Source organism: Terriglobia bacterium, from assembly GCA_032252755.1.
Lineage (GTDB): Bacteria > Acidobacteriota > Terriglobia > Terriglobales > Acidobacteriaceae > JAVUPY01.
In genome coordinates, this window is record JAVUPY010000010.1 from 28866 (window position 1) to 55472 (window position 26607).

Genomic DNA, 26607 nt, shown 5'->3' on the forward strand with positions numbered 1-26607 from the left:
GAGTCGTGAATGAATCCGATTCAGGGATTGCCGTCGCTGAACACGCAAGTGCCGCTCTCGCCGGAGACGTCCGGGAAGGACGGTGGATTTTCTTCGACGCTGGAAGATGCGATGGGGAAAGTTCAGGAATTACAGTCCGACGCGGACCAGAAGGTGCAGGCGCTGCTGGACGGTAATGGACAGGACATTCATGGAGCGATGATCGCGGTGGAGAAGGCGGATTTGTCATTCCAACTGATGATGCAGGTGAGGAACAAGATCGTGAGCGCATACCAGGAAGTGGCGCGCATGCAGTTCTAGAGTTTTGCGCTATACCCATGTCGGCTAGTCACGCCAGACGTGGGACTCGGGCAGTTCTGAGATAAGCAATGGCTGAAGCCGCCAATTCGTTGAGCCAGGGACTTGGGCAGGTAGTGCAGTTCGTGCGCGAACTGACGGCGCGACAGAAAGCGCTGATGGCGATTGCCGCAGTGGCAGTAGCGGCGACGCTGTTTGGGTTCGTGCGACTGATGGCGAAACCGGAGATGAAGCCGCTGATGTCGGGAATGGAACCGCAGGACGCGCAGGCGCTGGCGTCGCAACTGGCAGCGAAAAACATGAAGTACGAGATTTCGCAGGATGGGCGCTCGGTGCTGATCGAGGCGGATGAACTCGACCGCGCGAGATTCGAAACCGCATCGCAGGGCGTACCACGCAGCGGACGCTTGGGATTTGAATTGTTCGACAAAATGAATTGGGCAGGCAGCGACTTCAGCGAGAAAGTGAATTATCAGAGAGCGCTCGAGGGCGAACTGGAGAGGACGATTCAGACGCTGCGGGGAGTCCAGGCGGTCCGGGTGCACCTGGTGATGCCGGAGGATTCCGTATTCGTGGACCGGGAGCAGCCGGCAAAGGCGTCAGTGGTATTGCGGTTGCGCAGCGGATTGGACGCTCAGGCGCAGATGGCGATCGCAAACCTTGTGGCAGGAGCGGTCGAGAGATTGCGTCCGGAAAATGTGGCAGTCATTGATGCAGACACGAATCGCCCGTTGGACGATCGGAATGAACGCGATCCGTCATCGCAAGCGATGAGATCCGAGGACCAGCTCGCAGCGAAGCTGGTGCAAACGCTGGAACCGGTTGCAGGACGCGGCCGCGTGCGAGCGACGGTCCATATGGATCGGGACATCACCTCAGGCGAGGAGACACAGGAGACGTACGATCCCGCTACGACGGTAGCGCTTGCGGTGCAGAAAAGCGAAGAGCGCGTAGGGTCGTCGGCGCCCATGGGTATCCCGGGAACGGCGAGCAATGTGCCGGGAGCGGGCAGTCCGGGAGCGGCAAAGGCGGTGGTGGCGGATGATTCGCAGAGTTCGAAATCCGAGAGTAGCACCTATGCGGTGAACAAGACGGTGAGGCACACGCTGGTTCCGGCTGGCCGAGTACGCAGGATTACGGCGGCGGTGCTGGTCGACGACGCAATTGAAAAGAGGACAAGTAACGGACAGATTACAGAGACACGCCGGAAACGGACACCGGGAGAATTGAAGCAGATTGAGGAGTTGGCGCGGGCATCGTTGGGACTGGATACCTCGCGCGGCGATGTGCTGACGGTGGAGAGCCTCTCGTTCCAGGTGGAACCCGTGGAGGTACCACTCGCGCCATCGGTTCCGCAGCGGGTGCAGACGATCGTGCAGCAGTGGTCGGGTGTGCTTCGTATTGCGGCGCTGGGCGCGATATTCATGGCGGTATACCTGATGTTCCTGCGGCCGCTAAAGAAGCAACTCGTGTTGTCGTTTCACGAAATGGCGCAGCGGACACGATTGAAAGCCGCGGCGAAGTCGACCACGATCGAGGGTGGCACTCCGGGAGCCCAGAATACGCTGGAGGTTGAAGCGGAGACTCCGGATTCGATGCGGTTGAAGCGGCAGGTACTGAACAAGGTCAAGGCGGAGCCGGTGTCGACGAGCCGATTGTTGCAAACCTGGATTCGCGATGGAGCTGCTAAGTGAACGCCCAGCCTCACCAACTGACTGGGATCAGGAAGGCGGCGATTCTGCTGGTTGCCCTGGGCGAGGAGGCAGCCAGCACGGTCTACCAGCATTTCGGTGAGCGCGATCTTCAGCAAATTACGCAGGAGATCGCGGAGTTGAAAGTCATTCCGCCAGACATGGTGGAAAGGGTGCTGCGCGAGTATCACCAGTTGATGCTCACGCAGGATTACATGGCGCAGGGCGGCGCGGAGTACGCGACGAAGCTGCTGGTGAAAGCGTTCGGGGAAGAAGGTGCGAAGGAGCTTCTCGAGCAGGTTTCGCGGGCACAGGAGTTGAGTACGAGCAAGCTGGATTCGCTGCAGAAGGCGGATCCCCAGCAGCTGGCAAAATTCCTTGAGTCGGAGCATCCGCAGACGATTGCGCTGATTCTGGCGCACCTGGATTCGAGGCAGGGATCCATGTTGTTGATGAAACTGCCAGAAAAGACGCGGGCGGAGGCAGTAACGAGGCTGGCGAATTTGCGGCAGTTCTCGCCCGAGATGGCGCAGAAGGTTTCGATGATTCTGCACCGGAAATTGCAGGCGTTAGGCGAGCAGAGCCGGCGCGCGTATGCAGGCTTCAAGGGAGTGGCGGACTTGTTGAACCGACTGGAGCCCTCGGCCTGCAAAGTGATCCTGGAGAACATTGAGCAGGACGATCCAAAGCTGGCGTCGAGCATCCGCAACCTGATGTTTACGTTCGACGACCTTCTGAGTGTGCCGGAGGCCGGGATTCGCGAGTTGCTATCTCACCTCGACAAGAAAACGTTGTCGCTGGCGCTGAAGGGGGCGGCGGAGGAGCTGAAAAATCACATTTTCAAAACCATGTCGTCGCGGGCGGTGGAGATGTTGAAAGAAGACATGGATGTGCTGGGGCCGGTAAGGTCGCGCGATGTGGCCAAGGCACAGCAGGAATGTGTCGGAGTGGCAAGACAATTGGAGTCGCAGGGCAAACTGATTCTGAGGACGGAGGGCGAAGATGAGTTCGTGGTCTGAATCGCTGGAACATTTTGACAGCAGAATGCCGATTGGCATGGGTCCGCTGGAGAAGCTGTGGCAGTCGGAAGGGAACGAAGCAGTCATGCTGCAGTCTGGGGAATTGGCGCGACGGGAGCGGGAGGCGCATATTCGCGGCGTGCACGAGGCCGAGGGGCGGTTGCATCGTGAGTACGAAACGGCGCTGACAGGCGCCCGTGCGGAGTTCATGCGTGCATTGGTCACCTTGCAGCAGGAGCGTTCGAAGTATTTTCGTGACATGCAGAACGAGGTAGTGCGATTGGCGCTGGCCGTAGGACGGACAGTAATCGAACGGGAATTGGAGACGCGCCCAGTGCTGCTGGAGACAGCAGTGCAGGAGGTTTTGAATAGGGTCGATCGCGGGTCGAAGATCCGGTTGCGCGTCCCGCAAGGTGTGGTCCCGGCATGGGTTGCGGCGTTCACGAAAGAAATTGGAAATTTTCCCGGTCTTGAGATCGCTGGAGATGAGGAATTGGGCATTGGGCAATGCGCTGTGGAAACCATTCTGGGCGTGACTGATTTCAATATCACCGAGCGACTGGATGAGATTGAGCGAGGACTCATCGGTACGGCGGGGAAATCGCGCACGGAAACTGCGGTTGCGGTGCAATGAGCGAATTGTTAACTCTTCAGCCGCAGATCGATCGGCTGAACGGAATTCCCTGGCGACGATCAAGCGGGCGCGTGGTGCAGGTTTTGGGATCGATTGTTTGCTCCGAGGGCCCACTGTGCTCGGTGGGCGAGGAGTGCTGGATTCAGTCTGCCAGTGGAGCGGAAATTGCGGGGGAGATCGTAGGTTTTCGCAGCTCTCTTGTACTTTCGATGCCACTCACGTCGCCGGAAGGTGTTCGCTATGGCGATAAGGTGGTGACGCGTGGAGTCTTGCCCGCCTTCGAAGTCGGCGAACACGTGCTGGGCAGAGTGCTGGATGCCAGAGGGGAACCGCTGGACGGTATGCCTCTTGGGCGCGGTACCGCTTCGATTCCGTTGCAAGGATGCGTGCCCCAGGCATTGTCCCGGCGGCCAATAACCGAAAAGCTCGCATGCGGGGTTCGTGCGATTGATGCGCTCCTGACGTGCGGGCGAGGACAACGTATCGGAATCTTCGGCGGCAGTGGTGTAGGAAAGACGACGCTGATTGGGATCATGACGCGTGCGACCTCGGCGGATCTGACGGTGCTGGCGCTGGTCGGCGAACGTGGGCGCGAGGTGCGCGAATTCTTGGAGACGCTCGGCGAAGAAGGCCGGCGGCGGTCCGTGGTGGTTGCAAGCACGTCGAATGAGTCTCCACTGCTGCGCTTGCGGGCGGCCTCGACCGCGACGGCGATTGCGGAGTACTTTGCGGCACGAGGAAAAAACGTTCTGCTGGTCGTGGATTCGTTGACGCGCTTCGCCATGGCGCAGCGAGAGATTGGGTTGGCCGCCGGCGAGCCACCGACGGCGAAGGGCTACACGCCATCGGTATTCAGCCTGCTGGCAAAATTGGTAGAGCGTGCCGGGAATTTCAGCAACGGAAGCATAACGGGGTTCTACACCGTACTGATGGAAGGCGACGATCAGCAGGACCCGATTGTCGATGCGGTACGGTCGCTACTGGATGGGCACGTAATGCTGGACCGCAAACTGGCGAATGCGAACCACTATCCGCCGATTTCGATTTCCGAAAGCTTGAGCCGACTGATGCCCGCTGTTTGCGCGGCAGACCATCTGGCGCACGCTGGACAGGTACGGCGCGTGCTGGCGCTTTATCAGCGCTCGGAAGACCTGCTGCGCGTTGGGGCGTATCAAACAGGGAGCGATCCGGAACTGGACCTCGCTATTGCCGCTTACCCGGGGATCATGAAGTTCCTGCGACAGTCGAAGGATGAACTTCCGTCGATCACGGAGACCATTCAAGCACTCTCCGCCTTATCACTCTAATGCGATTTCCGCTTGCAACCCTGCTACACCTGCGGAGGCTGCGGGATGAGCAGGAGCGACTGAAATTGGCTACGGCGAATCTCAGAAAGGCAAAAGCACAGCAGGATGCGCAGCGGATTGAGTTGTTGCGAAAAGAGTCGCTAAGCTCAAACGCTCAGCCAAACGGTACGTGGGGGGCGCAGATGAGGTTTGTCCGGGAGTGCTGCGCGGTATTAGGGATTCACGAGAGACGGGCGAAGCAGCGTGCCGAGGAGGCAAACGCTGCAGCGGGGAAGCAGGAGCAAGTGTATTTGGCAACGCGGCAAGAATGTGAAGTGCTGGAGAAATTCCGCGAAAAGCAGATGGAAATATTTCGTACCCAGGAAATACGCAGAGAGCAGCGAGACCTGGATGCGGCATACCTGCTGACGCGCGCGCAGCGAAGTGGGCAAGCGTTGCCTATCTACTCGGCAGAGGCTGCCCAGGGCACGCCTACAACGGATGAAGCGGTGTGCCGAAAGAATATCGGCAGTGATGGATAAAAGCTTTAGCCTTCGTTGGTTGAGGGTGGGGCTGTAGTCGCATGCGAGAAACGGGCTGACGATTGCAGTGTGTTCTTGCGATGGTAGGCACAATCCAGGCCGCACCGGTGGAAGTCGAGAACTCAGCGACGAGCGCGCCAACTTCTCCAGGTTCCGTGTTTGCAGACGTTTTTTCCGAGGTTGCGTCACGCCCGTCAGGAGAACGCAATAATGTGCAACTCGCGGCAGAGAAGATTAGCGAGAAGGGCAAAGAAGGACTGCCGAAAGGACCCGCGGGGAAGAAACCAGATCTGGGTGAAAGTACGCCGGCATCCGTGGCATCCCCGGTAACTCCAGTTGCAGTGCCAGTACAGATAATCTCCGCAGAAAACTCAGTTCTGGATGTAATGCGGGTGGCGGTTCCTGCCGGTACGGCAGAGAAGCATCCCCCCACTGTGGATACAACCGCAACTGGGACGTTGCGAAGGGGAGGATCCTATAAGTGCGCTGAATCAGCCGCCCCCACCGATTCGAACCAGTGCGCTGTGGAACGTGAGCCGTTGGTTTCCGAGGCGAACCCTATAACGAAACCTCGGGGGGCGGAAGAGGCGCAGAACACCGACCCAGCGAGATCTGACGAGAAGGTTGCAGAAAGATTGATGAACAAGGGTACGAAACCGGGGGGTGCCAGTTCCCCGGCCCTCGAAGTCAGGGACTCAAGCGAGGACAACTATCAAAGGCAGGAGATGGGTGCGGAGTTTCCGAAGCCGGAGTTAACGTCGACTAAGGAGGCGCGCGTACAGGTTTCTGTACAACGGAGCATGGATAATGTCGCGAACGCAGACTTAACGACTACCGCTACCGATGCGGAGCGAACGGCAAATCCAGACGCTGCGAAACCCGTCGAAGGGACTCCGAAGCCGACAGCGAACACCGCGGACTTGGCACGAGCGGCCGAACAAGTGCGCCAGCGCGCGAGCGGAGAGCAAGCCGCCGTAAAGGGATATCGCGAGCCTGTTTTGACACAAGATCGCAAGACCTCGAAGCCGCAGTCCGTGCAGACCGCAATGAAGAAGGCAGCATCGAAAGTCGATGCCAACACAGACGACAGTTCATTGCCCACGCAGACGAACCGCGAACGTACGACGGAGTCTCACCTGGAAAGGCACGTAACAAATCAGAGCGGAGCGACCAGGGTGGACTCCGTCGCGCTTGAGTCAGGCCCTCATAAGAATGCGAATGCCGAAAGGTCGGTTGGCCTCACGAGAGCCGCGGTGATCACCTGCGGGGACGTTCCGGGATCGGCGCGGAGTCATGAACCACCCGTGCCAAGCGGGACCGTAACGTCACGTCCTGTGGAGGCCGAGTGGCGCCTGCCGGAGAGTTTTGTGCCGGGTGCGAGTCAAATGCTGTCGCGGCTTTCGCACCAGGAGATGCGGTTTGGATGGGATACGCCGGATTTCGGGCGTGTCGAGATTCGGGCGATGGTGGACCACGATCGCGTTGGAGCGGTGGTGTCGGCGGATGCGCGTTTGTGCGATTCATTACACGCGGACTTGGCAAGCTTGAGCCGATCATTGGCCAACCAGTCGTTGGAACTGGCGCATTTTCAGACTTCCAGCTCCGGGTCTGACGGTGGTGCAGGGAGAGGCCAGGATACGGGTGGGAGAAGCGAGAGGGACGCAAGTAGCGATGGTGAGAGCTGGCGGCCTCTCGAAATCCGGAAATCGGTTTTATCAATTCACCAGGGTGCGCTCGATCTGCGTGCCTGAGGAGAGATGCCATGCAGGTAGATGGGAGTTCGGGAACAAGTACGGATGCAAGTTCAAACGCGATGGGCTTAACAGGAGAGAGCGGAGACATGTTCCTGCAACTCCTGACGACGGAACTGAAGTCGCAGGATCCGATTTCGCCCATGGACCCGACGCAGTTTGTCGGTCAACTGGTGCAATTCAACACCTTGGGAGAAATCATGCAGATCCGGCAGCTGTTGGGCTCAACAACGGATGCGTCCACGAGTTCGGCCGCGAACGCCGCGGCAGGAGGCCGATAATGCCGATCTTTTCGATTCCACTTTCCGGGCTGACGGCGAGTTCCACGGCGCTTTCCGCCATCAGTAATAACTTGGCGAACCTGAACACGGTTGGCTACAAACAGTCGCGGGTGACGTTTCGCGACCTCTTCTACCAGACGTTGGGTACGAATGGCGCTGGCGATGCGATCCAGACCGGGGCAGGAGCAACGGTGGGAAGCATCGGAACGATTTTCACTGGCGGCAGCACAGAGTCGAGCGGCGTAAAGACGGACGTGGCGATTAGCGGCGATGGCTTCTTCGTCGTCGAGAAGGACGGAGCATTGCAGTACACGCGCGCCGGCAACTTCACGCAAGATCCTGAAGGATACCTGACGACACAAGACGGGCAGCGCGTGCTCGGCTACCAGGCCATCGATGGGGTGATCGACACAAGCCTGGACCTCGGCCCGATTCAGCTGGGCAAGGGTCAGATTAACTCGCCGAGCCCGACCAGCTATCTTCAAATGAAGACGAATCTTGACGCGAATACAAATATCGGCGACACGCCGTTTACTAGCCCGTTGACCGTGTACGACTCTCTCGGGGCAAGCCACGTTTTGCAGTTCCAATTCTCCAAAACGGATCTCAACCAGTGGGGCTATACAATCACGATTCCCGCAGAGGACTTGGGCCAGACCGGTAATCCCGTAACGCTGGGAACGGGGACGGTGCAGTTCGACGGCAACGGGCAACTGATCTCTCCGGCCACAGACGTAACCGGCCTGACGATTAGCGGATTTTCGAACGGCGCTGCGGATCTACTGTTGGATTGGCGGCTCTACGACAAGGGGCAGCCGATGCTCACGCAGATGGCGTCGGCCAGTAACACATCCTCTACGTACCAGAATGGGTTCAGCAGCGGATCGCTACTTGATTTTGATATAGGCAGTGACGGCGTTATCCTGGGCTCGTTCACCAATGGGACGAAGGTCCTAGGGCAGATCGCGCTGGCGAACTTTGCGAACCTGCAGGGCCTCCTGCGCGATGGTCACAACTGCTTCACCCCAACCCTTTCCTCGGGCCAAGCAGTAGTTGGAAAGCCGGGGACGGGCGGACGTGGAACGTTATCCGGCGGCGCACTGGAACTCTCCAATGTGGATATCGCGAGCGAGTTTGCGAGACTGATCTTGGCGCAGCGCGGATTCGAGGCGAACGCGAAGGCGATCACAACCTTCGACGAAATTACTCAAGATACGATTAACTTGAAACGATAGGTATAGAGAAGGGTGCCGGAATGCCGACGGCGCCCTTCTAATCTCCCTCATTAAAGCGTTCCAATCTTCGGACGCGTGCGCGATGCCCTGTCGCGATAAGTGATTTGTTTCTGCGCATATTTCTCCACAAAAACTCGCTTTGAACTCGGCACGCCGATTGCAGTGTGTGTCTACGGTTTTTCAGGAGCTTGCAGTGACGAAGAAGGTGCTGAGTTTGACGATGGCGCTGGGAATAGCGCTGACTGTGAGCGGCTGCAAATGGCTGCACGCTAAAGAAGCAAAACAAGAGAAGCCCGTGCTCGCGGTAATTCACCTTGAGACGTTCGTGGTGAACCTGGCAGATGAGGGTCAGCGCACATTCTTGCGGGCAGGGATTGATCTGGGAGTGGTCAGCGAGAAAACGACGAAAGAAAGTGAAACGAAACCGGTTGCGCCGATCCGTGATGTGATCCTGGGAGTGCTGATGGCGACGAAGTCCGAGGATATGGCGACCAGCGATGGCAAGAAAAGACTGAAAGAAGAAATTCTCAAAGCATTGAACGACAAACTGCCGGAACTTCAGACCAGGGAAGTGTACTTCACGGAATTCCTACTGCAGCAATGAACTCGTCTACTGAAGACGCGGTGGCAAGTATTTCGGCCGGGATTCTACATGACCCTCGGCAATGGGGGCCGATGCTGAACCTGCCATGCGAGGTCACGTTGGAGTTGTCGATACCCCATTTCACAGTGGCGGATCTGTTAAGCCTGGAACCGGGAGAGATTCTGGACACGAGGTGGACGCAGGGAGAAGACGTGCCGCTGAGGATCAATGGCGAACTGGCTGCGTGGGCGGAATTTGAGGTGGTTTGCGGGAAACTTGCGATACGAATCACGGAGTGGGCATGAAGCGGGAATCGGCAGTGGTGACCATGGAACCGAAGAAGAAGCGGCGTCTCCGCAAGAACAGGAAGAGCGCACCGCCGGTGAAGAACTGGTGGACAAAACTTGCGCGCTGGTTCTCCTCTCGTTGGCGGGCGCGCACACCGCGACAGCTGCGATTGCGCGAGACGGTGCCGTTGGGAGAGAAGCGATTCGTTGCACTGGTCGAGTTTGAGAAGAGGCGATTCCTGATTGGGGGGGCGTCGAACTCGGTGAACCTGCTGACGGAATTGCAGGACCAAAGATTCTCCGCAGGCCTGGCGGAGAAGATGGCCACGCCCGTGGAGACTCTTTAATGCAGTCTCGCGACTGGGGCGGGTTGGCCATGTTGCTGCTTCCCGGCAGCGCCTGGGCGGGACCGATTCCGGCGGTGCAAAATCCGCCGGCGGGATTGAACTGGAATGCTTACGGGAATTCGGGTTCGGTGCCGTGGTCGATTGTGATCCTTCTCACGCTGCTGACGCTTCTGCCGGCGGTGCTGCTGTCCATGACGCCGTTCGTTCGCCTGCTGGTCGTTTTCCACTTCTTGCGACAGGCATTGGGAACCCAGACCGCGCCGAGCAACCAGACGCTGATCGGGCTCTCCCTGGTGCTGACCTGGTTCCTGATGCAACCGGTGGGCGTGGCGATCCAGCAGCAGGCAATCGTTCCATTTCAGCAGAACCGGATGACAGCGATGCAGGCAATTGATGCGGGCTCGGTGCCATTGAAGCGATTCATGCTGCGGTATGTCCGCGAGAAGGACGCGGCTCTGTTCGTGGAACTGAGCAATACACCGCGGCCGAAGCGGCCGGAAGACCTGCCGATGCGGGTGGTGGCTCCGGCCTACTTGCTGAGCGAGTTGAAAGCGGGATTTCAGATCGGTGCGGTGCTGTTTCTCCCATTCCTTGTTGTCGATCTGGTCGTCGCGGCGATTACGACATCGATAGGCATGCTGCAACTTCCACCGGTAGTAATTTCTACCCCGCTGAAGATCCTGCTGTTTGTGATGGTGGATGGATGGAACCTGCTGATTGGTTCGCTGATGCGAAGTTATGCGTGAGGAAGAGATGCCGGTAGAGAGAGTGGTGGAACTGGGGCGGATCACGATGCAAACAACGCTGCTGATTGGCGCCCCGATATTGGCGATTGCGACGGTGATCAGCCTGGCGATCAGCATCGTGCAGGTGCTGACCTCGGTTCAGGATGCGACAGTCGCCACCGTTCCGCGACTGCTGGCGGCGGCCGTAGCGGCCGTCCTGCTTATGCCCTGGATGTTGCGGAGGCTGGCCGGTTTTACGGTGCAGTTGTTTTCGGATTTTCACCCTTTTCTGCACTAGGAGCGAGGTTGCTGAACCTGGAACAACTCGTGCTGGGATTTGCAGTATCGGGGCTGCGCATTTCGGGGCTGCTGCTGTTCGCGCCGTTCTATGGAAGCGCGTCGATGCCGGGGCGGATCAAGGTGGGGCTGGCGATCCTGCTGATGTGGTTGTTGTATCCGCTGGGGATTGCACCGAAACCGGCGATCGCCACGCCTGGAGAATTTGCCGTAGTGGCAAGCAGCGAACTGATGTTGGGACTGCTTCTGGGATTGTCGGTGCAATTCGTGTTCGAGGCCTCGCAACTGGCGGGACAGATTCTCGGAGTGCAATTGGGATTTTCGCTCGTCCATGTGCTCGATCCGCAGACCCAGGCGGACACGCCGGTATTTGGACTATTGCAGCAGACCATCGTGATGCTGCTCTTTCTCGCGTTGGATGTGCCGAATTGGATGCTGCGCGGACTCGCGCACAGTTTCGCATATGTGCCGCCGGGTGAAACGGTTCTCAATAGTGCGGTTGTGGGGGCCCTGATGCATGAGGCGGGCTATCAATTCTTTGCCGGGGTTCAGATTGCCGCGCCGGCGCTGGCGGCTACGATGCTCGCGGATCTCGCGCTGGGATTCCTGGGCAAAGCCTCGCCGCAATTGCCAGTGCTGTTTGTTGGACTTTCGGTGAAGAGTGTGTTGGGGCTGCTTGTAATGACAGCGGCGATCGTGAGTTGGCCGCGATGGTTTGAGCACGCGTTTGCCGGTGCGGTTGAGCACGGCGAGCGCTTGTTGCATCTGGCGCACTGAGGAAAACGATGGCGGATCACAAGACCGAACAACCGACACCGCGAAGACGGCAGAAGGCGCGCGAACAGGGGCAGGTGGCGCGCAGCCGTGAACTGTCGTCGGCACTCGGCGTGTTCGCTTTGCTGGTAGTGGTGCATTGGCGGTCTCAGGCAGACGTGCGCGATTGGGGAGACGCGATGCATTCATGGCTTGATGCGGCTGGAGCCGGGGAAAGGCTGAACGTTACTTCAATGATGCTGTGGGCGGCGACTGGAATGTTTCGATGGGCGCTGCCCGGAGTCGTTGCCGGCTGGGCCATGGTGCTGGCGGGATCGTTTGTGCAGGCAGGGTTCACGTGGGCTCCAGAGGTGTTGAACTTTCGGCCAGACAGGATGAATCCTGCGGAACGGTTCAAGCAGCTGTTTTCGATCAACTCGGTTGCGAGTCTCCTGAGATCGCTGGTTCCAGGAACTGCGATTGTTTATCTCACAATCGGCGTGCTTGCGCGCGAGTGGAGCCAGTTGAAGGTGGCATCGTTTCGAACGGGCGCGGGGTCGGCGCTGTGGATATTCGCATTGCTGTACGAGATCGCGTGGAAGTGCGGCCTGGTGATGCTGGTGTGGTCGATGGCGGACTACCTGCTGGTGCGGTATCGGGTAGAAAGCGACCTGAAGATGAGCCGGGAAGAGTTGCGGCAGGAGCACAAGGAGAGCGAAGGCGATCCGATGGTGAAGGGCAAGATTCGTCGGCTGCAGCGCCAAGCGCGGCGCCGCAAGATGCTGGCCGACGTGGCGAAGGCGGCAGTGGTCGTTACCAATCCGACGCACTATGCGATTGCGCTGGCGTATTCGGGCGAGATGCCGTCGCCGGTGGTGGTCGCGAAGGGACGAGACCGGCTAGCGGAACGAATAAAAGAAGAAGCTCGGTGGAACGAAGTTCCGACGGTAGAGAATCCGCCGCTGGCGCACGCGTTATATCGGGCTGTGCCGATTGGGAACGCGATACCGCCCAAACTCTATCTCGCCGTGGCTGAGGTGCTGGCATACGTGTATCGTGCCCAGGCGCGGGCGCGAGCCATGGCGGAGGCACTGCGATGAGCGTCCCGGCGCAGGCGCCAACGAAGCTCTCCGCGGCCGCGGAGTGGATCATTCCATCGGCGGCGGTATCGCTCGTATTCGTGATGCTGGTGCCGATGCCGTCACTGCTTCTCGATTTGCTGCTGGCACTGAGCATCACGGCTTCCGTGCTGGTGTTGTTATCAGCGGTGCACATCCTCCGTCCCGTGCAGTTCTCTGTATTCCCCAGCCTGCTTTTGTTGCTGACGTTGTTCAGGTTGTCGCTGAACCTGGCGAGCAGCCGGCGAATTCTGCTGCATGGGAACGAGGGCGTCTCGGCGGCTGGAAGCGTAATCCAGGCGTTCGGACAATTCGTGGTCGGCGGTAATTATGTTGTTGGATTCGTGTTGTTCCTGGCGCTGATCGCGATCCAGTACATGGTAGTCAGCCACGGTGCGGTGCGTACGGCGGAAGTGACGGCGCGCTTCACTCTCGATGCCATGCCGGGCAAGCAGATGGCGATCGATGCCGACCTGAATGCGGGGCTGATCGATGAGGCTGAGGCGCGGAGCCGGCGTGAGTCGGTGGCGCGGGAATCGGAATTCTATGGCGCAATGGATGGCGCGGCCAGGTTCAACCAGCGCGATGCGCTGGCAACGGTCCTGATCACGGCGATCAACATTATCGCGGGATTCCTGATCGGTGTTTTCCAACTCGACATTCCATTTCGCGAGGCGCTGAAGACTTACACCGTGCTCACCGTTGGCGATGGGTTGGTGACGATGATTCCGTCGCTGCTTGTATCGATTGCGGGTGCGATCGTCGTGACACGGGCTTCGTCGCAGAGCAGCCTGGGCACAGATGTGGGAGAGCAGTTGCTCGGGCGCAGCCGTCCGCTGTGGATCGGCGCCGGGACAATGCTGCTGCTGGCGCTGGTGCCGGGGCTGCCGAAAGTTTCGTTCATCGCGATGGCGGTCGGAGTCGGGTTCCTGGCGCGACGCGCCAAGAGGCAGCAGGACGCAACCACGGCGGCAAAGGCTAAGGCGACGGAACCGGAGGGTAAGCATCCGGTTGGAGACATTGCGGATGCATTGCCACTACTGGATGAACTCAGCCTCGAAGTTGGATATGGGTTGGTTCCGATCGTCGACACGCGACAGGGTGGACAGTTGCTGTCGCGGGTGCGAGCGTTACGCAAACATTTGGCACAGCAGTTGGGATTCGTAGTCCCCCCTGTACACATTACCGACAACCTTCGACTGAAACCGCACGAGTACGTGATCTGCCTCCGCGGGGTGGAAGTGTCGCGCTGGGAGATGCAGGCGGACCGTTTGCTGGCGATCAGTTCGTCCGCGGAGGAGCCCGCGATTCCAGGTATCGAAACGAAAGAGCCCGCGTTTGGCGTAAGTGCTCGATGGATTGTGCCGGCGGCGCGCGACCAGGCTGTCGCGGCGGGATTCGCAGTCGTAGACCAGACATCGGTTCTGGCGACACATCTGGCGGAGGTAATTCGGCAGAACGCGCACGAGTTGCTGACGCGCCAGGAGGCGAAGCGGCTCCTGGATCGGTTGAGCGAGAGTCACCCGAAACTGGCCGAAGAACTTGTTCCGAAACTGCTGAGCCTCGGCGAGGTGCAGCGCGTGCTGCAACAGTTGCTCCGGGAGCAGGTGTCGATCCGCGACCTCGGGACAATTCTGGAGAGCATGGTGGAGATGGCGGCGATCAGCAAGAACCCGGTGCTGCTCGTGGAGTCGGCCCGGCAATCGCTGAGCCGGGCACTGGTAAAACCGCTGCTTTCGGGCGACGGCACGCTCAAGGTGCTGGCGCTTGACGCGGAGATCGAAGAAGAACTGACGCGGGCATTCGACCCCCAGGCTGCCGCACCGGCGCAGTTGCCGCTACAACCGTCGTTCGCACGGCGATTGCTGGAGGGAATGAAACGACTGGCGGGAGAGCAGTTGTCGCTGGCCTCGCCCGTCCTGTTGTGTCCGACACCGGCCAGGTTCCATCTGCGGCGGTTGCTGGAGCCGTTTATTCCGAAATTGGTAGTGCTGTCGCCGGGAGAGGTCCCGCCGACTGTGCCGGTGCAAACGTTAGGAATGGTGCGATAGGGACAAGGAGGACAGATGGGATCCGCCGACACTGCTTACAAGATGATGGACCAGCACGAGCGAGACCGCCTGATCACGGAACAATTACCGCAGGTGCGCTACATCGCGCGGCGAATCCATGAGCGCTTGCCGCAGCACGTGCAACTGGAAGACCTGGTGCATGCGGGAGTACTGGGACTGATTGACGCGGTGCACAAGTACGATTCGACCAAGCAGGTTCAGTTCAAGTCGTATGCGAAGTTCCGCATTCGGGGCGCAATCCTCGATAGTCTGCGCGAATTGGATTGGAGTCCGCGAGACCTTCGACGGAAGGCGCGGCGGATCGAAGAGGCGACGGCAAGTTTGAATTCAAAGCTGGGACGCGCGGCGAGCGAAACGGAAATAGCGGCAGAATTACACATCGACGTGGAAGAACTCCACCATATCCTCGGGGAACTCGGCGGACTCGACTTGGGGAGCTTGCAGATCGAATCGGCGTCGGGAGGTGAGATGGAGGACTTATGCGAATATGTGGCCGGAAATCCTGAAGAGAGCCCGTACTTCTTGTGCCTGCAGTCGGAGATGAAGTCGGCGCTGGCGCGAGCAATTGGCGAGCTAGGTGAGAAAGAACAGCAGGTTTTATCGCTCTACTACTTCGAAGAGCTGACGATGAAAGAAGTGGGCGAAGTGCTTGGTGTCGGCGAGTCTCGAGTTTCACAAATTCATTCGCTTGCGTTGGTTCGGTTGCGTGCGCGAATGCAGGAGTTGCTGGTTTCCAAGATGATGCCGGGGCAGACGGGTCATTTAGTCGATGCGTTGCTGGAGGCGTCATGGAAAAGGTGCTGAACCAGGATCAAATCGATGCGATGGTCAGGGCAGCGCGTGGTCGCCCGACAGAAGGCATTGCAAATGAAGAACGTGTAAAACCATGGAATTGTGCCGAAAGCGGACAGATCGGGAGGGAATCGCTGCGTGCGATCACGCAACTGCATGAAGCATTTGCCCGCAATCTTACGCACTCATTGGGAGCATATCTGAGAGTGGTATTCGACGCGAATCTGGTTTCGGTAGAACAGCTGCCGTACAGCGATGTACTGACGCGGTTTCCGGAACTGACTTATCTCGCAACAGCACACATCGAACCAGCGAATGCGAGCGTTGCGTTTCAAATGGACTTGTCTCTGGCATTTCCGATCATCGATCTACTGCTGGGCGGCATCGGCGAGGCGGAGGCGGAAGTGCGCGAGATCACGGAAATCGAGGAGCAGATCCTGGATGGAGTGGTGCGAATCGTCTGCAAGGAATTGGAAATATCGTGGCAGCCTGCAGGGCTGGCGGTGTCATTCGAGCATAGGCAGACGCCGGGGCAAATGCAGCAACTGATGGCGCCGAACGAAAAGACACTGGCTCTGAGCTTCGAGATTCGCATGGCTGAGAGCCGGGGAGTATTCAACGTGGTCTGCCCGTCATCTGTCTCGAACATTCTGTTGCGGAAGCTCGCGGACAACTGGGCATACCGGCGGCCCAAAGAACTATCCGAGTGTAGCCAGCAACTGATCGCCCGTTTGCTGGAGTGTCCGTTCCTGGCGGAACTCTCGCTCGAACCGCAGCCGATGGATGCGCGGCGATTGGTGGAACTTGTGCCAGGGGAGACCGTTCAATTCGAGCGGCAGGTGGAACAACCGGTCCGGTTGCTGGTTGCAAATCAATCTTGTTTCGAGGCAGACGTGGTGCGAATAGGTTCGCGAAGGGCGGGCCATATCGGCGCCCGGATTGTGCCCTTGCAGAGCTAGAAGTTGCGAAATGAGGAAAATTTATGGAACGGTTTGTTGAGACATTTTGCCAGGCAGCGGCTTCGGTGCTATCGCAGTGTTCCGGGCAGGAATGGAAAGTGCGGTCGGACGTATCCGTGATTGAGAACAGAGAGATTCGTGCGGTGCTTGCGACCTCAGGAGGACTCAATGGCGAGCTGATGGTTGAGTTCAGCCACAAGATTGCGCACGAACTGGCGCTGGCACTGTTAGGCCCGGAAGCCCAGGTCGCAGAAGCCGAAGAACGCGAAGCATTGACGGAATTATTGCGGCAGGTCTGCGGAACAGCTGCGACGGCGCTGCGACCGAGATTCTCGGAAGTGTCGTTCGCGGTTGCTCTTGAGGATCCGAAATGGACCCCTCAGGCGTTTGCGAGTCTTGTGCTCGAGAAACCGGAGTGGTCGGGAGCGGCAAGGTTGTGCTTCAGCGAGGAACTGCTGGCCGGGATGCGCGACCTTGTGATCGAGACGGACCGTCCGGCGCTGGAAGGGGCACAAAGTAGCGGGAATCTTGATCTGCTCATGGATGTGCAACTGGGCGTTCGGCTGCGATTCGGGAGCCGCCGAATGCGTTTGCGCGAAATCCTGGAACTCCAACCGGGATCAGTGGTGGAACTAGATCGGCAAGTGCAGGAACCGGTGGACCTGCTGGTGGACAAGAAACTGATTGGACGGGGTGAAGTCGTGGTGGTGGACGGTCGGTATGGATTACGAGTAGGAGAAGTCGTAACCGCGCGCGAGAGAGTTGAATCCCTGAGAAAGGATCCCAGATGATTACAGAGTTGATGAATACCGCGCGTCGAATGGGTTCAAAAATCAATTGGGATGAACTGGCGCCAAGATGCAGATGGGAGCGTTGCAGGCGGCGAACGCGATGGCAGGGAGTGCTGCGTAAGTCCGTGGGCGTGCGCTTTGCCGATCAGTGGTACTGCGGGGCAGAGTGCCTACGGGAGGAATTGGAACGCCGATTCGAAGCATTACTCGGCGAGCGACGAGGAGCGGGAAATCGTAAGCACCGAACGCCTGTTGGCCTTCTTTTGCTGTCGCGCGGCATTCTCGACGAGCCTCAGCTCTACGCGGCGTTGCAGGCGCATCGGGAAACCGGAGCGCGCGTTGGAGAGTGTCTGCGGCGTCTTGGAATCGCCAACGAAGGCCAGATAACGGCGGCGCTGGCCGTGCAATGGGGCTGTCCGGTGTATCCCGCTGGAGAACATCAGGGTTGTGAGCGACTGGTGCCGCGACTCCTTCAGCTGAAACACCGAATGACTCCGGTTCATTTGGCTGACTCCGGGAATTGCATGTTTGTCGGTTTTGCCCAGGACGTAAATTACACGGTGCTGCTGGCGATTGAGCAGATGCTGGATTGCCATGCCGAGCCGTGCATGATTGATGAGAGCGAACTCGAACGTCGACTCGGTAGTGACGCCGGCAACCGCGATGACGAGGTGGCCTTCACGACGGCGTTGACGGCAAAGGAAATGGCAATGAGTGTCGCGGGATATGCGGAGCGACTAGGTGCGGACCGGGTGCGCGTACACGGTTGTCTTGACCACATTTGGGTTCGGGTGGAGAGAGCAGCCGGGAAGTTCGACCTGTTCTTCCAGCGGCCGTAATAAAGCCGGCGCGCAATATCGCCGATGAAGAGAATGTACGTTGGACGCAAGGACTACTTCGCAGTTCCGAGGTAAGAGGCCATGAAAGTTCGGGCCATGATAGTAGACGATTCGTCGGTCATGAGAAAGATCGTGGAGAGATCGTTGCGGCAGGCTGGGATCGAGATATCCCAGGTTGTGGAAGCGGGCAATGGTTCCGAGGCGCTTGGTCTTCTGCAAACTCAATCCGTGGATCTTATACTGTGCGACATCAACATGCCGGTAATGGACGGGTTAGAGTTTGTGCGGCGAGCTGCGAAGCTTGAGAATGGCCCGCGAGCCCCGATCGTGATGATTACAACCGAAGGCAGCGAGTCGAATGTTGTGCACGCATTGCAGGCGGGAGCGAAGGGATACATTCGCAAACCATTTACAGCCGACCAGGTGAAAGAGCAGGTCACTCCTCTGCTGGAAAGGACCATATGAGCGCGGCATCCGCGATAGATGCGAACTGGGAAACCGTCGAGCACTGGCGCTCCATGCTGGAAGTGGCCACATGCGAGGTGTTCGAGATCGTGTTGGGTAGCAGCCTGGAGGCAACCAATAAGGTGTCAAACGGAACCGTTCACGAATACACAGCCATCGTTGGATTGGCGGGCTCAATGTGCGGAGTCATCACCCTGCGTTGCACAGCAGGTTCGGCTGCATTGATGGCTTCGAAGATGCTGGGCGTTCCAATTGTGGAAGCTGGTGGCCAGAGCCGCGATGCAATCGGGGAAGTCTGCAACATGATCGCGGGAAACTTTAAGACCAAGCTCACGAACCTCGCCAGCCAGTGCATGCTTTCTGTGCCAACCGTAATTACGGGGGCAGATTACCAACTGCATTCGCTCTCCGAAGGGGCCACGGCGGAAGCGACTTTGCGATTTGAAGATGAAATCCTTTGCGTCACTCTAGAGGTGACTGCGACGGTATAGTTCGGCCATCTTTCTGCAATCCTCATTAATCTTTTCTAATCTCGGCGGCGCTAGTTTCGCAAACCACTCATTCCAAAGGATGCCTTCGCTGGCCCAGAACCTGCAGGGGTTCTAACTGGAGGCATCGTCGTGGATAGTGGTTTTTATGCTGCATGTGCGGGATTGATCGCGAAGATGCAAGCGCTCGATCTTGCGGCGAACAACCTGGCGAACAGTGGCACCGCCGGCTACCGAGGACAACGCGAAGTGTTTCGGCAGTTGCTGGCCGGCACCGTACCCGTCGGACAACTCAATCGGGTGGTGAATGCCTACGGGGTTATGGGCGATACGACCACCGACTTCAGTCAAGGGTCGCTGCAGAAAACCGACAATCCCCTGGATTTTGCCATCGAGGGCCGCGCGATGTTTGCGGTGAAAACTTCCGAAGGCGTGCGTTACACGCGGGCAGGCGATTTTGACCTGGGGGCCGATCGCAAGTTGGTTACGCAAGATGGGGACGAGGTGCTGGGTGAGCAAGGTGCGATTCGGATTCCCGAAGGCAAACTGACGGTGAGCGACGACGGAACACTCTCGATCAATGGCGCGGTTGCGGGACGCTTAAAGCTGATTGAGTTCAACCCCGCAACCAGGCTCACGCCGGTTGGAGACGCTTACTATTCCGCGCCAACCGCCGCTGCTCAGCCGGCGAAGGGTTCGGTGCTACGCCAGGGGATGATCGAGGGCTCCAACGTACAGCCCCTCACGGCGGCAGTAAACCTGATTGCGATACAACGAAATTCGGAGAGCTTGCAGCGCGCGCTGTACCTATTTCATAACGAATTCAACAGGATTGCGGCGCAGGAATTGCCGCGAATCGGTTAGGGAGAAGCTATGTTCCGTGCACTGTATACGGCCGCGAGCGGTATGTCGGCGCAGCAGATGAACCTGGACAATGTTGCGAACAACCTCGCGAATTCGAGTACGGCGGGGTTCCGGAGGCGGAGAATCCAGTTCCAGGATTTGATGTATCAGAACCTGATCTCTCCCGGTGCGGCAGCCACGCAACAGACCACGCTTGCCGCGGGATTACAGGTGGGCCTCGGGACGCGGTCGGCGGCGTCAGAGGTGATTCAGAGTCAGGGGGACTTCACGCAAACGGGAAACCCGCTGGATCTCACCATCAAGGGCCAGGGATTTTTCCAGGTGCGCCTGCCGAGCGGCGACCTGGCATATACGAGAGCCGGGACTTTCCACCTCGATGCGCAGGGAAACATTGTCACTTCTGAAGGCAATCCACTGGAACCTGCGATCACGATTCCTCCTGATGCGCAGTCGATCACGATCGGCAGCGATGGAACGGTTTCTGTCGTGCAGCCCGGGCAAAGCCAGGCGCAGCAAGTGGGGAGCATCCAGTTAGCGATGTTTCCTAATCCTGGCGGCTTGAACAGCATCGGCGGAAACCTTTTTCTTGCAACCACTGCATCTGGGGATCCGATCGTGGCGAATCCCGGTGGTTCGGAAGGACTGGGAACACTCGAGCAGGGATTCCTGGAGAGTTCGAACGTGAATGTCGTAGAGGAATTTGTACAGATGATCCTGGCGCAACGCTCGTACGAGGCAAACTCGCGGGTGGTTCGCGCGGCAGACGATATGTTCCAGCAGATCAACTCGTTGACACGTTAGCGCGATATGCGACGAAACCTGATTCTGATTTCGATGCTGCTTCTGCTCGGCTCCGGCGCGAAAGCGGCGGATGCGAGAGAAGCAGTATTGGCAGCATTACACAGGTGGGGCACCGCAGCCGGCGTTGCAGTAGCCCGGATTGAAGTTCCGGTCGCGCCTTCATGCGCAGAGACTGCCGATGGGTTGAGGGTGAAGCGTGTGCATTTCGATGCCATGCTTCGGTCGTGGGTGGTGGAGGTGAGTTGTGCCGGCTTCACAGTCCCAGTTTTGGCGATCGTCCACGTGAATGATCCGCAATGGCTGTCGGTTGATGACAAGAGCCGGGTCACGACTCCGCTTCTGGTGCGCGCTGGTGAGACGAGGCGGCTGACGGTGGAACTTTCGGGGGTTCGCATTGCAGAAACTGTCATTTGTCTCAAGGCTGGAAGAGCAGGAGACATCATTCGGGTGCGGTCGCGGGATAGAAAAATGACGAGACGAGCGCTGGTTAGTGAAACGGGAGAACTGGTCCTGGCGGGTGGGCGATGATGCGACGATGCTTCATTTTCGCAGTGGCTCTGTTGCTCCTGGTTCAGGCATCGTTCGGCCGGAATCGAAAGGCGAAGAGTAAGAGCCTGGAGGATTATTTGACAAGAGTACGCGCGACAGCGAGTGCGGAAAAGAGTGAGCTTCCGAAGGGTAGTTTGTGGGACGCTTCCGGGCTATACGGGGATTTGAGTTCCGATCATAGGGCGCGCGGCGTCGGTGACTTGATCGTCATTCGCATCACCGAGCAGATGCTGGCCCAGTCCAGTGCCGCCGTCGCCAGCCAGCGAAAACTGGAGGCGGATTCCGGAATCAGCGCACTTCCCGGGAAGATCAATACCAGCGGGATCGAGAACCTGTTTTCTCCGCATTCCAACCAGAGTCTGCAAGGGCAGGGACAGACGTCGTCGAAGTCACTGCTGCAGACATCGATTTCCGGAAGAGTTGTCGCGGTGCTCCCGGGCTACAGTCTGGTAGTGGAAGCGGAGCGCACGGTACTGGTGAACAATGAGCGGCAGAACGTGACTGTGCGCGGCGTCGCGCGTATGGCGGATGTTTCGCAAGACAACGCCATTCTTTCGACGCAGTTGAGCAATCTTGAGGTGGAGGTGGCGGGGAAGGGCGTGATAAGCGACAGCACGCATCCGCCGAATTTCATTGTTCGCTTCTTGCTCAGGATCCTGGGCTTCTGAGGGACACATGCTTCGCCGAGTGACAATTCTGGCGCTGTTAGCGGTCGCACAACTCACGTCTTCCCAGGATGCGACTTCGCGCAAAGTTCGAATTCGCGATATTGCCACAGTAGAAGGGGTTCGCGAAAACCCGCTGATTGGATATGGACTCGTAGTGGGGCTGAACGGGACTGGAGATCGTCGGCAGACACTGTTTACGACGCAACTGCTCGCCAATGTCATGCAAAAAATGGGCCTGCAGATTCCTGCTTCGGCTGTGCGTGTCAACAATATTGCCGCGGTATTCGTGACGGCGAATCTGCCGCCATTCGCACGGTCGGGAACGCAACTGGATGTAACAGTATCGTCGATTGGAGACGCCAAGTCGCTGGAGGGCGGGTTGTTGTTGCTGACGCCCCTGCGTGCTGGCGACAGCCAGGTGTATGCCGAGGCGCAGGGACCGCTCACTCTCGGCGGGTATACGGCTGGAGTATCAGGAAATTCGAAGCAGGTGAACCATCCGACGGTCGGGCGCATCCCGGGCGGCGGGACGGTGGAGCGGGACTTTGCGGTGGACATGCAGTCCATGAAGAACGTCGCGCTTTTGTTGCGCGAACCTGATTTTTCGACCGTCAAGGATATGGCGGATGCAATCAACCGCGAGGTTGGAAAACCAGCGGCCCAGGTGCGCGACGCACGTCGAATTGAAATCGATGTTCGGGAAAGTGGTTCGGCGAGCGCTACGGCGCTGCTGGCGCGAATCGAAGATGTAATGGTGGAGACGCAAGTCCCGGCCCGAGTGGTCGTAAATGAACGTACGGGAACGATTGTGCTCGGCAAGAACGTTCGTTTGAGTGCGGTCTCGATCTTGCATGGGACTTTAGCAATTGAGATTTCGACGCAATACGAGGTATCGCAGCCGCAGTCGTTCAGCCAGGGAACGACGACGCCAGTTGCGCAACCCGACGTTCGAGCGCGCGAATCGGCGGCCCGAAAGGTTGAGTTGAGCGAAGGAGCGACGGTCGAAGAATTGGTAACGGGGTTGCAAAGCATGGGAGCGACAGCCCGAGATGTGATTGCGATACTCCAGGCAATCAAGGCGGCCGGAGCCCTCCAGGCGGAATTGGAGGTGTTGTGATGGTGGGATTCGATGCAAAACTCACCGACACTTCAATTCAAGCCGACGCCAATGAGCGACTGCTCCGCGAGAAGGCCTCGGAGTTTGAGGGCATTCTGATTGCGCAGATTCTGCAGAAGCTCAACCAATGCTATCGACTGGACGAGAGCGAAGACTCGGATTCGGCAAACGAGAGCTTCGGGTCCCTGGCGACATCGGCTGTGGGTGGCGGATTGGCGCGGTCCGGCGGACTGGGAATCGGCGAGATGATCGTGCGCTCTCTCCAACGGAGCGGCGTGCCGGGTACTGCTCAAGTGATTGATTCGCAATGACATGGGACCGGAGCGGATAAAGTACAGCAGCACATTAAAGTGTTCTTATGATTTGCCGATGTAAGAGTCGGTGGGTGTAACGAGGTGGCTATGAGAATTGATCTACAGTTCGGGAACGTGCATTCGATTGAGACGCAGAAGACGAATCGTGCGGATTCTGCACCAGCGGACCGATCCGTACGGCGGGAGCGGCAAGACGAGGCTAGTCTCTCTTCTGCAACCAGCAACATTTCGGTGCTGGCGGCACGGGCGATGTCAGAACCGGATGTGCGAACGGTTCGGGTAAATGCGCTTCGCGCCTCGATAGCGGATGGCAGTTATGCAGTGCAGCCGCAGGCAATTGCCGACGCCATGCTGAAGGACATCTTCTAAGCGCCAATGCGGGAACAGCGTTCAATGCGAGTGGGTATGATTGACGGCAACTGGCTGAGAGCCATGTCCGAGTCGGTCGAGAGCGCTACGTCCGCACTTGCGCGCAACGATCTGCAGGGATTGGAATCTGAAACTTCCCGGCAACTGGCGTTGCTCCGGAAAATCCCGTTCGACGGTCCTCAAATCGACGTGAGAGTTGCGGGCGACGATGGCTCGGAGGCTTGTGCTCCTGATCAGCATGAACTCCGTGCTGTCCTCGCCCACCAGCTTGCAGTGCTGCGATGCGCGGTGACCCGCGGCATTCGCTCGGTAATTGCGCTGCGCTCGCTGTTGCCCCATGCAGACGGAACGTACTCAGCGCTGGTGGCGCAGAGGAGGTCCTGATGTCTGGACTTTTTGGTAGCCTCGACACTGCGTTGCAGTCTCTGTTAACGCAACAGGGAGCAATGCGGGCGACCACCGATAATATCGCGAACGTAAATACGCAAGGTTACACGCGGCGGAGACCAGTTATAACCGAACAAGTACCGACCTACGCGTCCGGCGTGTTGATGGGCCGAGGGGTACAACTCTCGTCGATCGAGAGCATACGCGATCGCGTGCTGGAATTGCGGATAGCTGCCGAGCACCAACAGCAGAGCGGAATTGAATCTTTCATCAATTCGATGAGCGGGGTAGAGACTCTGTTTGGAACCGGAGACGACAGTTTGGGTTCTCAGGTGCAGAACTTTTTCAACAGCCTGAACGAACTGTCGACGAACCCGACAGACGGATCGCTGCGCCAGGGTGTGCTGACCTCTGCGGGAGACCTCGCGCGGACCCTCAATAATCTTTCCCAGAACCTGCAAAACGAAAGCGCGGCGATCGACCTGTCTGTTGTGCAGTCGTTAAGCGAAGTAAACCGGTTGACAACGCAAATCGCGAACATTAACCAGGAAGTCGCCAACAGAACTGCGATTGGAGAAGAGCCCGGTGCATTGGAAGATCAACGGACGGAATTGATTAACGAACTGGCGTCCAAAATTGACGTATTCGTAACCGATACACCCGACGGTCTGACGTTAACTACAGTGCACGGGGAGCCGTTGGTGGTTGCGGGAAATTCGTATTTGCTGGAGACGTCGATCGGCAGCGATTTAAAGACGCGCGTGCTCGCGAATGGAACAGACTTGACCGCGGATATTCAGGGTGGGGAACTGGGTGGAATGTTGCGGGCACGGGACCAGGACTTGGCTTCTATGCAGTCCAGTGTGGACGCGTTTGCGTATCAGTTTGCCACCGCCGTGAACCAGGTGCATCGAAGTGGATTTGATCTGGACGGAAACGCCGCCGGTGATATGTTCACGATCGGAGCAGCGCAGTCAGGCGCCGCGAGCAGAATCGCACTGGCGAGCGCGAACCCGAATGCCGTAGCGGCCAGCTCCGACGGCGCCGCGGGTGGCAACGCGAATCTGCTTGTGCTAATGGCTCTGCGAAATTCGCAGTTGATCGACGGGCAGACGCCAGCGGAAGCCTATTCGGCAATGGTGTTCCTGGTAGGTAGCGCAATCGCAAACGCCAAGGCGGACGAACAGGCGGGCGAAATCGTATTGGGTCAGTTGAAGGATCTGCGGGGTGCCGTCTCAGGAGTGTCGCTCGATGAAGAAGCCGCAAACCTGATTCGGTTTCAGCAAGCATATCAAGCGGCGGCAAGGGTGATCGCCACCATAAACGAGATGCTGGATATCGCCGTGAATCTGGGGGCACGCTAATCGATGCGAATTAATCCTGATTCGACCACATACCTGTTGAACGTACTGTCGTCAGCCCAGGAAGAGGAGCAGGTCGCTATGCGGCAGATGTCCACCGGTCGCCGCGTACAGGTCGCCTCAGATGATCCGGCAGCGAGCGCCGCAGTCTCGGTGAACCTGCAGGAGCAGTCGCGGCAAGATCAGTATTTGCAAAGTATTTCCAGCGTGCGCGAGATGTTGAGCGCTTCGGACTCTGCCCTGAGCGGTGTTGTTGAGGCTTTAACGCGCGCGGTGACTGTCGGCGTGCAAGGCGCTACAGGGACACTCTCCGGTGATGAACGTACCTCGCTCGCGAATGAGGTCGATGGGATACGCGACCAGGTGCTGAGCCTGGCGAACGCCAGCTTTCAAGGTGTTTTCCTGTTTTCTGGTACGAAACTGACGACAAAGCCGTTTTCTGCAGATGAGAACAGCGCATCGGTGGTGGCATACAGTGGCAATCAGCTGGTGAACAGCGTTTATGTCGGCGACGGCCATTTAGTTCCGACTGCGGTCGCCGGTGACAGTCTCTTCATGGATCCTGCGGCGAACGTCTTCGGATCGCTGCAAGGTCTCGTAAATGCTCTGAAGAAAAATGACGCTGATGGAGTTGCCACCGCGACGGGGCAGGTTCGGGATGCGCTATCGCACGTCAGCGGGTTGCGAGTGACGTATGGCAGCGGGTTGAGCCTGCTGGATTCCGATGAGCAGTTTTTGCAATCGGCAAAATTACAGGCCCAGGCACGTGAAACCGAGCTGGTTGGGGTGGATCCCGCCGAAGCCATAACCCGAATGCAACAGGCACAGTACGCGCGCGATGCGACGCTCGCCGCTGTGGCGCGAACACAGCAGAAGACTCTGCTCGACTACTTGCCGTAGCACATCCGGAGAGGCACGACACAAA

General features: G+C 58.3%; 34 protein-coding genes. 33 read left to right on the plus strand and 1 reads right to left on the minus strand.

What is annotated here, in order from left to right:
* The first annotated feature begins 9 nt into the window (after positions 1-9).
* From fliE to fliN, 20 genes are all read left to right on the plus strand, one after another.
* On the plus strand, positions 10-300 hold the full coding sequence (gene fliE, locus ROO76_01605; protein MDT8066840.1) for a flagellar hook-basal body complex protein FliE: 291 nt from the start codon (positions 10-12) through the stop codon (positions 298-300).
* Positions 301-368: 68 nt separating this feature from the next.
* Positions 369-1991, plus strand: a complete 1623-nt coding sequence (gene fliF, locus ROO76_01610; protein ID MDT8066841.1) for a flagellar basal-body MS-ring/collar protein FliF — start codon at positions 369-371, stop codon at positions 1989-1991.
* On the plus strand, positions 1988-3007 hold the full coding sequence (gene fliG / locus ROO76_01615) for a flagellar motor switch protein FliG (protein MDT8066842.1): 1020 nt from the start codon (positions 1988-1990) through the stop codon (positions 3005-3007). Before fliF ends, fliG begins: the two co-directional genes overlap by 4 nt.
* Positions 2991-3641, plus strand: coding sequence for a FliH/SctL family protein (locus ROO76_01620; protein MDT8066843.1), 651 nt, complete (start codon positions 2991-2993; stop codon positions 3639-3641). Before fliG ends, ROO76_01620 begins: the two co-directional genes overlap by 17 nt.
* The gene (locus tag ROO76_01625) at positions 3638-4948 is read left to right on the plus strand and encodes a FliI/YscN family ATPase (GenBank protein ID MDT8066844.1); all 1311 of its coding nucleotides are present in this window, start codon (positions 3638-3640) and stop codon (positions 4946-4948) included. The genes ROO76_01620 and ROO76_01625 overlap by 4 nt, the downstream gene beginning before the upstream one ends.
* Before the next feature lie 65 nt (positions 4949-5013).
* Positions 5014-5469 carry a hypothetical protein gene (locus ROO76_01630; protein MDT8066845.1) on the plus strand — a complete coding sequence of 152 codons (456 nt, stop codon included), beginning with the start codon at positions 5014-5016 and terminating at the stop codon, positions 5467-5469.
* Between the two features lie 800 nt (positions 5470-6269).
* On the plus strand, positions 6270-7220 hold the full coding sequence (locus tag ROO76_01635) for a hypothetical protein (GenBank protein ID MDT8066846.1): 951 nt from the start codon (positions 6270-6272) through the stop codon (positions 7218-7220).
* 11 nt (positions 7221-7231) lie between these two features.
* Positions 7232-7501, plus strand: coding sequence for a flagellar hook capping FlgD N-terminal domain-containing protein (locus ROO76_01640; GenBank protein ID MDT8066847.1), 270 nt, complete (start codon positions 7232-7234; stop codon positions 7499-7501).
* Entirely contained in the window at positions 7501-8736 is a 1236-nt protein-coding gene (locus ROO76_01645) for a flagellar hook protein FlgE (protein ID MDT8066848.1), read from the plus strand. Before ROO76_01640 ends, ROO76_01645 begins: the two co-directional genes overlap by 1 nt.
* 193 nt (positions 8737-8929) lie before the next feature.
* Complete coding sequence (locus tag ROO76_01650; GenBank protein ID MDT8066849.1) at positions 8930-9340, plus strand: flagellar basal body-associated FliL family protein; 411 nt, start codon at positions 8930-8932, stop codon at positions 9338-9340.
* Positions 9337-9624, plus strand: a complete 288-nt coding sequence (locus ROO76_01655) for a FliM/FliN family flagellar motor C-terminal domain-containing protein (GenBank protein ID MDT8066850.1) — start codon at positions 9337-9339, stop codon at positions 9622-9624. Before ROO76_01650 ends, ROO76_01655 begins: the two co-directional genes overlap by 4 nt.
* A complete protein-coding gene (locus ROO76_01660; protein MDT8066851.1) occupies positions 9621-9953 on the plus strand; it encodes a flagellar biosynthetic protein FliO in 333 nt (110 codons plus the stop codon). Before ROO76_01655 ends, ROO76_01660 begins: the two co-directional genes overlap by 4 nt.
* Complete coding sequence (gene fliP / locus ROO76_01665) at positions 9953-10699, plus strand: flagellar type III secretion system pore protein FliP (protein ID MDT8066852.1); 747 nt, start codon at positions 9953-9955, stop codon at positions 10697-10699. Before ROO76_01660 ends, fliP begins: the two co-directional genes overlap by 1 nt.
* Positions 10700-10706: 7 nt before the next feature.
* Positions 10707-10976, plus strand: a complete 270-nt coding sequence (locus ROO76_01670; protein ID MDT8066853.1) for a flagellar biosynthetic protein FliQ — start codon at positions 10707-10709, stop codon at positions 10974-10976.
* 8 nt (positions 10977-10984) lie between these two features.
* Positions 10985-11752 carry a flagellar biosynthetic protein FliR gene (gene fliR, locus ROO76_01675; GenBank protein MDT8066854.1) on the plus strand — a complete coding sequence of 256 codons (768 nt, stop codon included), beginning with the start codon at positions 10985-10987 and terminating at the stop codon, positions 11750-11752.
* A gap of 8 nt (positions 11753-11760) precedes the next feature.
* Positions 11761-12828 carry an EscU/YscU/HrcU family type III secretion system export apparatus switch protein gene (locus ROO76_01680; protein ID MDT8066855.1) on the plus strand — a complete coding sequence of 356 codons (1068 nt, stop codon included), beginning with the start codon at positions 11761-11763 and terminating at the stop codon, positions 12826-12828.
* Entirely contained in the window at positions 12825-14897 is a 2073-nt protein-coding gene (flhA, locus tag ROO76_01685; protein MDT8066856.1) for a flagellar biosynthesis protein FlhA, read from the plus strand. Before ROO76_01680 ends, flhA begins: the two co-directional genes overlap by 4 nt.
* Before the next feature lie 15 nt (positions 14898-14912).
* On the plus strand, positions 14913-15722 hold the full coding sequence (locus ROO76_01690) for a FliA/WhiG family RNA polymerase sigma factor (GenBank protein MDT8066857.1): 810 nt from the start codon (positions 14913-14915) through the stop codon (positions 15720-15722).
* On the plus strand, positions 15707-16669 hold the full coding sequence (locus ROO76_01695) for a FliM/FliN family flagellar motor switch protein (protein MDT8066858.1): 963 nt from the start codon (positions 15707-15709) through the stop codon (positions 16667-16669). The genes ROO76_01690 and ROO76_01695 overlap by 16 nt, the downstream gene beginning before the upstream one ends.
* Before the next feature lie 116 nt (positions 16670-16785).
* Entirely contained in the window at positions 16786-17460 is a 675-nt protein-coding gene (gene fliN, locus ROO76_01700) for a flagellar motor switch protein FliN (protein ID MDT8066859.1), read from the plus strand.
* Between the two features lie 203 nt (positions 17461-17663).
* On the opposite strand, the gene ROO76_01705 is transcribed toward fliN, so the two are convergent.
* Positions 17664-17945 carry a hypothetical protein gene (locus ROO76_01705; GenBank protein ID MDT8066860.1) on the minus strand — a complete coding sequence of 94 codons (282 nt, stop codon included), beginning with the start codon at positions 17943-17945 and terminating at the stop codon, positions 17664-17666.
* A 3-nt stretch (positions 17946-17948) separates the two neighbouring features.
* Between ROO76_01705 and ROO76_01710 the strand changes: the two genes are divergently transcribed.
* The 13 genes from ROO76_01710 (at position 17949) to flgL (ending at position 26582) form a co-directional block, all read left to right on the plus strand.
* Positions 17949-18299 carry a hypothetical protein gene (locus ROO76_01710; GenBank protein MDT8066861.1) on the plus strand — a complete coding sequence of 117 codons (351 nt, stop codon included), beginning with the start codon at positions 17949-17951 and terminating at the stop codon, positions 18297-18299.
* A gap of 81 nt (positions 18300-18380) precedes the next feature.
* Positions 18381-18764 carry a response regulator gene (locus ROO76_01715; protein MDT8066862.1) on the plus strand — a complete coding sequence of 128 codons (384 nt, stop codon included), beginning with the start codon at positions 18381-18383 and terminating at the stop codon, positions 18762-18764.
* A complete protein-coding gene (locus ROO76_01720) occupies positions 18761-19255 on the plus strand; it encodes a chemotaxis protein CheX (protein MDT8066863.1) in 495 nt (164 codons plus the stop codon). Before ROO76_01715 ends, ROO76_01720 begins: the two co-directional genes overlap by 4 nt.
* 129 nt (positions 19256-19384) lie before the next feature.
* A complete protein-coding gene (flgF, locus tag ROO76_01725; GenBank protein ID MDT8066864.1) occupies positions 19385-20116 on the plus strand; it encodes a flagellar basal-body rod protein FlgF in 732 nt (243 codons plus the stop codon).
* Positions 20117-20125: 9 nt separating this feature from the next.
* A complete protein-coding gene (gene flgG / locus ROO76_01730; protein MDT8066865.1) occupies positions 20126-20917 on the plus strand; it encodes a flagellar basal-body rod protein FlgG in 792 nt (263 codons plus the stop codon).
* A gap of 6 nt (positions 20918-20923) precedes the next feature.
* A complete protein-coding gene (locus tag ROO76_01735; protein ID MDT8066866.1) occupies positions 20924-21445 on the plus strand; it encodes a hypothetical protein in 522 nt (173 codons plus the stop codon).
* Positions 21446-21543: 98 nt separating this feature from the next.
* Positions 21544-22134: a flagellar basal body L-ring protein FlgH gene (locus tag ROO76_01740; protein MDT8066867.1), complete on the plus strand. Its 591-nt coding sequence runs from the start codon at positions 21544-21546 to the stop codon at positions 22132-22134.
* 7 nt (positions 22135-22141) lie between these two features.
* Entirely contained in the window at positions 22142-23251 is a 1110-nt protein-coding gene (locus ROO76_01745) for a flagellar basal body P-ring protein FlgI (protein ID MDT8066868.1), read from the plus strand.
* Positions 23248-23562, plus strand: a complete 315-nt coding sequence (locus ROO76_01750) for a hypothetical protein (protein MDT8066869.1) — start codon at positions 23248-23250, stop codon at positions 23560-23562. Before ROO76_01745 ends, ROO76_01750 begins: the two co-directional genes overlap by 4 nt.
* A gap of 90 nt (positions 23563-23652) precedes the next feature.
* Positions 23653-23934: a flagellar biosynthesis anti-sigma factor FlgM gene (gene flgM / locus ROO76_01755; protein MDT8066870.1), complete on the plus strand. Its 282-nt coding sequence runs from the start codon at positions 23653-23655 to the stop codon at positions 23932-23934.
* Positions 23935-23970: 36 nt separating this feature from the next.
* Positions 23971-24318 carry a hypothetical protein gene (locus tag ROO76_01760; GenBank protein MDT8066871.1) on the plus strand — a complete coding sequence of 116 codons (348 nt, stop codon included), beginning with the start codon at positions 23971-23973 and terminating at the stop codon, positions 24316-24318.
* Positions 24318-25685 (plus strand): flagellar hook-associated protein FlgK, encoded by a 1368-nt coding sequence (gene flgK / locus ROO76_01765; protein ID MDT8066872.1) that lies wholly within the window; start codon positions 24318-24320, stop codon positions 25683-25685. Before ROO76_01760 ends, flgK begins: the two co-directional genes overlap by 1 nt.
* 3 nt (positions 25686-25688) lie before the next feature.
* Positions 25689-26582: a flagellar hook-associated protein FlgL gene (flgL, locus tag ROO76_01770; protein ID MDT8066873.1), complete on the plus strand. Its 894-nt coding sequence runs from the start codon at positions 25689-25691 to the stop codon at positions 26580-26582.
* The last annotated feature ends 25 nt before the right edge of the window (positions 26583-26607 follow it).

Coding starts and splice junctions, on each gene's coding strand:
- fliE (MDT8066840.1), top strand. CDS start 10: ATGAATCCGATTCAGGGATTGCCGTCGCTGAACACGCAAGTGCCGCTC.
- ROO76_01720 (MDT8066863.1), top strand. CDS start 18,761: ATGAGCGCGGCATCCGCGATAGATGCGAACTGGGAAACCGTCGAGCAC.
- ROO76_01695 (MDT8066858.1), top strand. CDS start 15,707: ATGGAAAAGGTGCTGAACCAGGATCAAATCGATGCGATGGTCAGGGCA.
- ROO76_01715 (MDT8066862.1), top strand. CDS start 18,381: ATGAAAGTTCGGGCCATGATAGTAGACGATTCGTCGGTCATGAGAAAG.
- ROO76_01635 (MDT8066846.1), top strand. CDS start 6,270: ATGGATAATGTCGCGAACGCAGACTTAACGACTACCGCTACCGATGCG.
- ROO76_01710 (MDT8066861.1), top strand. CDS start 17,949: ATGACTCCGGTTCATTTGGCTGACTCCGGGAATTGCATGTTTGTCGGT.
- ROO76_01625 (MDT8066844.1), top strand. CDS start 3,638: ATGAGCGAATTGTTAACTCTTCAGCCGCAGATCGATCGGCTGAACGGA.
- flgL (MDT8066873.1), top strand. CDS start 25,689: ATGCGAATTAATCCTGATTCGACCACATACCTGTTGAACGTACTGTCG.
- ROO76_01645 (MDT8066848.1), top strand. CDS start 7,501: ATGCCGATCTTTTCGATTCCACTTTCCGGGCTGACGGCGAGTTCCACG.
- ROO76_01670 (MDT8066853.1), top strand. CDS start 10,707: ATGCCGGTAGAGAGAGTGGTGGAACTGGGGCGGATCACGATGCAAACA.
- flgG (MDT8066865.1), top strand. CDS start 20,126: ATGTTCCGTGCACTGTATACGGCCGCGAGCGGTATGTCGGCGCAGCAG.
- ROO76_01680 (MDT8066855.1), top strand. CDS start 11,761: ATGGCGGATCACAAGACCGAACAACCGACACCGCGAAGACGGCAGAAG.
- flgM (MDT8066870.1), top strand. CDS start 23,653: ATGAGAATTGATCTACAGTTCGGGAACGTGCATTCGATTGAGACGCAG.
- fliP (MDT8066852.1), top strand. CDS start 9,953: ATGCAGTCTCGCGACTGGGGCGGGTTGGCCATGTTGCTGCTTCCCGGC.
- ROO76_01745 (MDT8066868.1), top strand. CDS start 22,142: ATGCTTCGCCGAGTGACAATTCTGGCGCTGTTAGCGGTCGCACAACTC.
- flgK (MDT8066872.1), top strand. CDS start 24,318: ATGTCTGGACTTTTTGGTAGCCTCGACACTGCGTTGCAGTCTCTGTTA.
- flhA (MDT8066856.1), top strand. CDS start 12,825: ATGAGCGTCCCGGCGCAGGCGCCAACGAAGCTCTCCGCGGCCGCGGAG.
- ROO76_01655 (MDT8066850.1), top strand. CDS start 9,337: ATGAACTCGTCTACTGAAGACGCGGTGGCAAGTATTTCGGCCGGGATT.
- fliF (MDT8066841.1), top strand. CDS start 369: ATGGCTGAAGCCGCCAATTCGTTGAGCCAGGGACTTGGGCAGGTAGTG.
- ROO76_01690 (MDT8066857.1), top strand. CDS start 14,913: ATGGGATCCGCCGACACTGCTTACAAGATGATGGACCAGCACGAGCGA.
- ROO76_01660 (MDT8066851.1), top strand. CDS start 9,621: ATGAAGCGGGAATCGGCAGTGGTGACCATGGAACCGAAGAAGAAGCGG.
- ROO76_01620 (MDT8066843.1), top strand. CDS start 2,991: ATGAGTTCGTGGTCTGAATCGCTGGAACATTTTGACAGCAGAATGCCG.
- ROO76_01760 (MDT8066871.1), top strand. CDS start 23,971: ATGATTGACGGCAACTGGCTGAGAGCCATGTCCGAGTCGGTCGAGAGC.
- ROO76_01640 (MDT8066847.1), top strand. CDS start 7,232: ATGCAGGTAGATGGGAGTTCGGGAACAAGTACGGATGCAAGTTCAAAC.
- ROO76_01735 (MDT8066866.1), top strand. CDS start 20,924: ATGCGACGAAACCTGATTCTGATTTCGATGCTGCTTCTGCTCGGCTCC.